This is a genomic window from Lamprobacter modestohalophilus (assembly GCF_016583905.1).
GTDB classification, from domain to species: Bacteria; Pseudomonadota; Gammaproteobacteria; order Chromatiales; family Chromatiaceae; genus Lamprobacter; species Lamprobacter modestohalophilus.
The window spans coordinates 1-6062 of record NZ_NRRY01000101.1; the positions used below are offsets into that span (position 1 = coordinate 1).

The following is a 6062-nucleotide window of genomic DNA, read 5'->3' on the forward strand; positions in this document are numbered from 1 at the left end:
CGAACAGCCGCTCGATGAGCGCTCGGCACTGCGGACCGACCGCTTTGGCCTGCTTCAGGCACCACTGCGGATCACGCATGGCGAAGGCCAGCGCGTTGGGCGGCATGTGATCGGCCACCGTGCTGCGTGCACCGGGGCGTAACTGGCGCACATGGGTGGCCACCAACACATGCTCCTGGTAGAGACGCACCACATCCGAGGTGGCCTTCAGCCAGAGGGTCTGGCCGAGCAGACGGAAGGGAACGGAGTAATAGGCCTTCTCAAACTGCACATGGGCGTCGCGATGGACCTTGAGCTTGGCCCAGACCGCGAGCTCCGGCGGGACATCCGGCAGGCGCCCGAGCAGGGCTTTCTCGACCGACTCGAACAGGGCCAGCGGCTGCTCGCGGGTGGTACCGTGAATGCGGTTGCCGGCCTCGGCCAGAATCCATTGGCGCAGCTTGGCGTTGGCATCTGCCAGGGAGCGAAACTCACGCAAGGGTAGGAACGCTTGTTTGAGGTATTTCACCCCGGCCTCGACGCGCCCTTTTAACTGAGGTTCGCGCGGCGGGCAGGCGTCGATCTTGAAGCCGTAGCCCTCAGCACACTCGCCATAGGCGCGCTGCACCTCGGGATCGCGGCGGTGGGCAAGGATGATGGCGCATTTGGCGTTGTCGATGATGACCCGCTTGGGGACGCCGTTGAACCACTCGAAGGCGTGGCGATGGCAGGCGAGCCAGGTGGCGACATCCTGGCGCCAGATGAGCTCGGCGTACTGATGCCGGCTGAAGCACAGCGTCATGACGAAGACCCAGGTCTTGCGCAGTTCGCCGGTGTCGGTGTCGAGGATGCGCGGGCCGGCGCCGAAGTCGACTTGGGCGGCTTCGCCGGGGGCGAAGTCCAGGCGCACCGTGGCTTTGAGCGGGGCGGGCTCGTTGGCTTGCAGGAAGCGGCGAATGGCCGAGTAGCTGCCGCTGAAGCCGTGCTCGCGCACCAGGGCTTGGTGGATGGTGGTGCCGGTGATGCCGGCCCGCGTCCAGGCGAGGATGCGCTCGCGATGGGGCTCGACCTGGGAGCTTGGCCCGGGGTGGGTCTCGCGTTGACCCAAGACTTCGGCGAGGGCCGTGTCATCGGGCAGGGGGCGCTCGGCCTCGAGCCAGCCGTGCTCGCTGGCGACGCGCCGGAGCTTGGCGGCTTTGCTGCGCCCCATCAGTCGCGCTGCGGCGATCTGGCGGTCTGAATCGCCCTGGCGCATCCGCACCAGGACTTGTCGATACTCGTACATCTCGAAACTCCGATGACTCATCGCTACCTCCGCGCAAAAGCGCACGACGGTAGCAAGGGTGGAACGCAGTTCGAGACCCCAACTCGCCACTTCCTAAGCCTCTTTTCCCGACGACCGTCTGGCTCCTTTATCTCGGTCAGACGATGGCTCCATGATCCCGGTCCTGAGCTGGCTCCATATGCGCGATCATTGACAGGAGGGCCGGGTGACGAGCGTCGAGGAACTCAAGGGCGCGATCGAGGAGGGCGCGGTGCTGCGTATCAGGCCCAAGGCGATGACGGTGGCGACCATCTTTGCGGGCCTGTTGCCGATCATGCTGATTGGGGGTATTGGCTCTGAAGTCATGCGCCGCATTGCCGCGCCGATGGTCGGCGGCATGATCACCGCGCCACTGCTGAGCCTGTTCGTGATCCCGGCGATCTATCTGTTGTGGCGACAGCGGGGGCTTAGTAAGGGCTAGAGGGACCACTGCACTCGCGCAGTCATGCCGAAGATCGTTACGGTTCGATGAGTCCCAGTATGCCTCTCATCGCCGACGCGACCTGCTGCATTTGCTGCGAAGAGGCACGGCCAATCTGCGCCCAGAGCCTGTCGCGCCGAACGGCCGTGAGTTTGTCTACCATCACGTAGGAACGGCGCACGGCCTCGCCAGCGGGAAGATCGAAGCGTGCTCGATAAGGTGCCGCCTCTTCATACGTGGTGAACGGACAAGCCAAGATTGAGCCCGGTCGTGCCGCTGCGGTATGCATCCGCCTGCACGACGAGCCAGCGTAGTCTCCCGGCGTCACTGCGAGGACGACATCGCCGCGGCTTACGGTTGCCAAGGTCCATCACGGAGTGTGTCCGCCTCATAGGACTCTACGGCCTTGAGTGTCGAAGCTTCGTCATGGAACGGCTCCGGTGCAACGAGGCTTCGTAAGGCTTCTTCGACCAATCGATCAAAGGGTACGCTGCGGGTCTGCGCAAGTGCGTGGGCCTGTCGGGAAAGGTCGTCGGGGATGTCGGCCTGTACGATCGTCATTTTGGTTCTGGAATTCGGGTGAATGGTGGAGCTTGGGTGACGGGATTTGGGTGACAGTATAGGGAACTGAAGTTTCCTGAGATCTTACGCCGCTCGATTCATTGAAGCTCAAGCCACCATGCGTAAGAGCATCTGGACAAAAGGATTTTGCGGGCTTTGGGATGGTCGGGGGCAAAGCGATTGAAAATCCGGATGCAGCGCCGCTTCGCAAGAGCCTGCGCACATCGGAGAAGGCGAAAGCCGATCGGCCGCGGATCTGATGTCGGCGCTGCGGTGTCTGTAGCAGGCGCTCGGCATAGATCCAGGTCAGCGTGGTTGCCATCATGCAGAGGCCGGGTGGTTGCGGGTGATTACTCACCCGCAACCACCCGGCCCTCACCGACACGCGCCTGACCTACATTGGCGCTCGCGAGAGCGATATCTTTGACCCGTTCGTTGAAGCGCCCATCCCCGGGCACGGCGCCGATTGGCTGATACGGAGCAAGCATTGTGACCGCGAACTTACCGATGGACGCACGCTTAGCGACGCCCTGGATGCAGCCACAGCTGCTTACCATCATCACCATCGAACTCCCCGCTACCAATTGGGGGGCACACACGGCGACCATTTTCAGCTCAAGGATCAGGTCGTCACTGGGCAAGCACGCTACCAGACCTGTCAGTCTTTGACGGTTGGTCCCAATCTGAATGTCTCAGCAGCTGCTGTGCTGGATCTTGAGGCGGGGCAGCGGATCGTTTTTCAGGCCCCCTTCAGATTGTAGCCAGGTGCTCGGCTCACAGCACGTATTGGTGGGGCCTCACAGCAGCACAGCATCGCGACCGAAGTCAGCCCCGCTAGCAGTGGCACCCTCAGTTGCAGCCCCCCGTTCGGTGGTGGATGGTGAACAGAGTACCTGCAGCGTCGCACCCGCTAGCGGCTTCATTATCGCCTCCGTGAACGGCTGCGGTACAGGGACGCTTTCGGGCAAGACCTACAACACTGCCCCGATCACAAACGACTGCACAGTCGCCGCGATGTTTGAGGCCGACAGACGCGGCGACTCAGTTTGCCCGGTGTTCCTGACGATGAGTGGGTTCTGGTCACTGCGACCGGCGGCCTTGACATTGATCCCGATGACAGCGGCGCGGTCGATGCGACCCCAACCATCAACACGGGAACGATCCATGCGGTTGCGCCTGCCGCTGCCTGGCGCGCTGGCGGTATCCGCATTAACGCCCTCACTGATATTGCATGGCGCTACAGCGCTGATTGGGTAGGAAAGGTGAGTCATCTGCCGCGAGACAACGGGCGAGGCCCGCTGGATCACGTTCGGCGTCTCCGTCGTTGGGCGATTGTTGGCCGTTGCGCACGGCGAGCGCGACGGAGCGATGCGTATCATCCGTGCCAGGCCTGCAGCCCGATCTGAAAGACGGCTCGACGAAGATGGCTGATGACAACGACCACGACGAGGGCACCCCGAGTCTTGTCAGAACGCAGCGCGGGTCAGCAGTCATCCTGCGCAGCCAGCGAATTGGGCATCAAGACAGGCTAAGCGCTCATGCCGCTTCGTCGCGCATCACATCAGGGTGTGTCAGCGCGATCTCCATGAGGCGCAGTGCGGCACCTGGCGGGATGTCGCGACCTTGCTCCCAGTCGCGGATGGTCGCCACAGGGGTGCGGATCAGCTCGGCAAACGCCTGTTGCGATAAGCCAAGCTTGATGCGTGCAGAGCGGACCAGGAGTTGCTCGGCTGTCGTGCGACGCCCGACTGCTCGGCTTGCATCTCCGCCAAGCCCTCGCGCAGCCCCGGGATCTCTTCGCCGGCATCGGCCTCGATGGCGTTGGCGATCCTGTCAATGTTCATTCAATCGCCCTCTTGACAGCGTCAGTCGTGATGTTGTCCTGATCTGATTTGCGATAGAGCGTGATGAGCGTCAGCACGCCTTCTGACGACAGGTTAAAGTAGATGACCCGAACGCCGCCACGCTTGCCTTGGCCGGAGCAAGTCCAGCGCACCTTGCGTGCACCCTCTGCGTCGGGAATGACATCACCGGCAAGCGGATGTTGTGACAGCCATGTGACAAACTCCAATCGCTCATCCTCTGACCAGAGGTTGTCAGCAAGTCATGGACTAACCTAAGCGACGATCATCGACTAAGCGATCACCTGATGAGGGTACTCTGATGAAGGCTGTGACCTTCGATACCCTAAAATTTTTCGAGCGCCTCAAGGCTGCCGGTGTCTCTGAGCAGCAGGCACTCGCGATGACTGAGGCACAGAAAGAGGCGTTCAGTGATGCCTTAGCAGGGTCGTTTGCGACCAAGTCCAATATCGCCCGCCTTGAGGCCGATTTGACCGATATCAAGGCCGAACAGAAGATCATACGCTGGATGCTTGGCTTCTTGCTGGCAGGTATGGTTGCGTTGCTGATCAAGGCATTTGCTTGAGTTAGCCGCATCCCCTGGGACGCACTGCTCGACCAAGTCCTGGCCGATGCACTTCCCAGACAGGATAGAACGACTGGCAGCCGTATAGACTTTAGAGTAATGAATGACCAGGCGCCGAGATGTCTATCATTGCGGCCCTTCTGTGTGCCCTTGCGCCAGTAATGCCTCAAGCTCGGCAAGCCGCGCCTCGGCGGCTTCGCGCTGCTGGCGTTCTTGTTGGCGCTGCTTGCGTTCTTCATCAGCCCGCGCCTCGGCGGCTTCGCGCTGCTGACGTTCTTGTTGGCGCTGCTGGCGTTCTTCATTGGCCTGCGCCTCGGCCACTTCGCGCCGATGTCGCTCTTGCTCGGCCTGCGCCCGCGCCTGCTCGGCTTGCGTTTGCGCCTGCTCGGCAATGGCGCGCGCCTGCGCGGCGACGGCCTCGGCCTCCCGCCACTCGGGTAGCACGAAGTGAGCGTAGATGGGATCCTTGCGGAGTTCGGTGAGACTGGGACGGCGTTGCAGATCGGCGCGACGGAAGCGAAAACCAGGGAAGACGCGCGAATGGATCACGCCTTCTTGGAGGGGAATGGGAACATAGAGGCCACTGGCGGCCCTGGTGTAGAAGGCCAGACTCGCGGGGTCGTGGTGCAGGATGTAGTATTCGCGCACGCCCACGGCGGCATATTCGCCCTTTTTGGTCACCTCGTCGCGCTGCCGATTGGCCTGGGTGCTGTCGGAAAGCGCCTCGATGAGCAGATCCGGGATACCTGTGTAGCTGCGCTCGGTGTCGGCACGCTGGATTGGGTTATCCCGATGGATAAAGCCCAGATCGGGTTTGCGGATACTCACCTTGCCGTCGGGCAAGGCCAAGCGAAAGCCCGTTTCCAGGGCTAAGATTTGGGCATCCGGATGGCGGCGCAGATAGTGCAGCAGCAGTTCCAAGAGCCAGAAGTACACTTGGACGGTAAGCTGATCGGACACGGGCACCTCCTCCAAGCGACCCTCATGCCATTCCAGGTTCAGGTCCGGATGCTCATACCACTCGGCCCAGTAGGTCTGCTCGGTGACGCTGCTCGGCAGCAACGGGGATTCGGATGGCTCCGACGAGGCGGGCCAGGTGTAGGCGAGATTAGACATGGGCGCTTACTCGCAAGATGAGGTCAACGCGGCGACGGTCTGAGCAGCTTAGGTCATGCGCGGCCTGCCGACAAGCAAGAGGGTCAAAGCAAGAGGGTCAAGCAAGAGGTAGAGTAGAGAGCAGGCATCCCGCGCCCGTAGACCCGGCCTATCTGTTTCCGCCCCTTTCGTTTGGCGGTGCCTCAATAGCCGAATCCTAGTCATGGGATACCAGCCCTCCCTCATCAAACCGTG

At 61.9% G+C, this 6062-nt stretch carries 9 protein-coding genes and 1 pseudogene; 3 read left to right on the forward strand and 7 right to left on the reverse strand.

All coding sequences use genetic code 11. The features are described 5' to 3' along the window. Positions 1–1264: IS21 family transposase (gene istA, locus CKO42_RS25425; RefSeq protein ID WP_242479698.1), on the reverse strand; the 1264-nt coding region annotated here is incomplete at its 3' end. Between the two features lie 217 nt (positions 1265–1481). On the opposite strand from istA, the pseudogene CKO42_RS25430 reads away from it, so the two are divergent. Continuing rightward, positions 1482–1724: pseudogene (locus CKO42_RS25430) on the forward strand (efflux RND transporter permease subunit); the annotation flags it as partial. A 37-nt stretch (positions 1725–1761) separates the two neighbouring features. On the opposite strand, the gene CKO42_RS28655 reads toward CKO42_RS25430, so the two are convergent. Both CKO42_RS28655 and CKO42_RS25440 read right to left on the reverse strand, forming a co-directional pair. Further along, positions 1762–2013, reverse strand: a complete 252-nt coding sequence (locus CKO42_RS28655; RefSeq protein WP_200251716.1) for a type II toxin-antitoxin system PemK/MazF family toxin — start codon at positions 2011–2013, stop codon at positions 1762–1764. 622 nt (positions 2014–2635) lie between these two features. After that, positions 2636–2842, reverse strand: a complete 207-nt coding sequence (locus CKO42_RS25440) for a hypothetical protein (RefSeq protein WP_200251718.1) — start codon at positions 2840–2842, stop codon at positions 2636–2638. A gap of 712 nt (positions 2843–3554) precedes the next feature. On the opposite strand from CKO42_RS25440, the gene CKO42_RS28660 reads away from it, so the two are divergent. Beyond that, positions 3555–3716, forward strand: a complete 162-nt coding sequence (locus tag CKO42_RS28660; protein WP_200251726.1) for a BrnT family toxin — start codon at positions 3555–3557, stop codon at positions 3714–3716. A 105-nt stretch (positions 3717–3821) separates the two neighbouring features. Here the strand turns inward: CKO42_RS28660 and CKO42_RS27695 are convergent, their stop codons facing one another. The 3 genes from CKO42_RS27695 to CKO42_RS25455 are packed head-to-tail and all read right to left on the reverse strand — an operon-like array spanning position 3822 to position 4356. Then, positions 3822–4004, reverse strand: a complete 183-nt coding sequence (locus tag CKO42_RS27695) for a helix-turn-helix domain-containing protein (protein ID WP_338035009.1) — start codon at positions 4002–4004, stop codon at positions 3822–3824. Continuing rightward, on the reverse strand, positions 3947–4129 hold the full coding sequence (locus CKO42_RS27700) for a hypothetical protein (RefSeq protein ID WP_242479697.1): 183 nt from the start codon (positions 4127–4129) through the stop codon (positions 3947–3949). Before CKO42_RS27700 ends, CKO42_RS27695 begins: the two co-directional genes overlap by 58 nt. Continuing rightward, a complete protein-coding gene (locus CKO42_RS25455; protein WP_200251719.1) occupies positions 4126–4356 on the reverse strand; it encodes a DNA-binding protein in 231 nt (76 codons plus the stop codon). Before CKO42_RS25455 ends, CKO42_RS27700 begins: the two co-directional genes overlap by 4 nt. Before the next feature lie 92 nt (positions 4357–4448). On the opposite strand from CKO42_RS25455, the gene CKO42_RS25460 reads away from it, so the two are divergent. Then, on the forward strand, positions 4449–4712 hold the full coding sequence (locus tag CKO42_RS25460; protein ID WP_200251721.1) for a CCDC90 family protein: 264 nt from the start codon (positions 4449–4451) through the stop codon (positions 4710–4712). Between the two features lie 126 nt (positions 4713–4838). Here CKO42_RS25460 and CKO42_RS25465 read toward each other — a convergent pair whose 3' ends face one another. After that, positions 4839–5828 (reverse strand): Uma2 family endonuclease, encoded by a 990-nt coding sequence (locus tag CKO42_RS25465; protein WP_200251723.1) that lies wholly within the window; start codon positions 5826–5828, stop codon positions 4839–4841. Positions 5829–6062: the final 234 nt, after the last annotated feature.